The sequence below is a fragment of the Vibrio sp. 1402 genome, from assembly GCF_033340275.1.
The window spans coordinates 1-649 of record NZ_JAWOWE010000350.1 but is presented as its reverse complement, the minus strand read 5'-3'; the positions used below and the strand labels follow the sequence as shown (position 1 = coordinate 649).

The 649-nt window shown below is 43.9% G+C and carries 1 pseudogene; it reads left to right on the top strand.

Annotation, left to right across the window (positions count from 1 at the left end):
* Nucleotides 1-65 precede the first annotated feature (65 nt).
* A pseudogene (locus R7044_RS26005) lies at nt 66-649 on the top strand (fimbrial biogenesis outer membrane usher protein); the annotation flags it as partial.

The following is a 649-nucleotide window of genomic DNA, read 5'->3' as shown; positions in this document are numbered from 1 at the left end:
CAATAATGATAATAATGAACAGACGCAATGAAATGTATGTCTTGCTTTTGCTTGGATTACTAAGTATGGCGTGGAGCAATATTGGCCTTTGTGCGAACTCACCCAACAGTTTTTCTGAGTTACCGAGTCCTGAAAACTTTTCTTTTGATAAGTTTAACAATATTAGCTTGAAACTAGAATTGGTGATCAATCAAAGAGCGACGGGGCATATTGCCGAAGTCGAGCGCATTGGCGAGCAGTACTTTCTCCAGCGGCAAGATCTAATAGCGGTTGGCGTTACGGCCAAATCGTTGCCAGGAACGGAAGACAGAATTGACGTTTCTTCCATTCCTGGGGTTAACGTGCGTTATTTGCAATCGTCATTGCAACTGGCGATCGACGTTCCGCCGAACTGGCTGCCGATGCAGAGTTTATCTGCACACGACATGGGGCGATTTTCTCCAGCTAAGTTTGGTCGTGGGGGACTGTTTAACTACAACGTTTTTGGTGTGTATGAAAACGAAAGCCAACAAAAGGAGGTTTCTATCGATCATGAAATCAGAGCCTTTTCTGAGGTTTGTGTTTTTTCTACAACGGGAATATTTAAATCCAATTTTCACCTCGATGTTCAGTCGCAGCAAAGCAGTCAATACACCCGTTTCGAGACAGG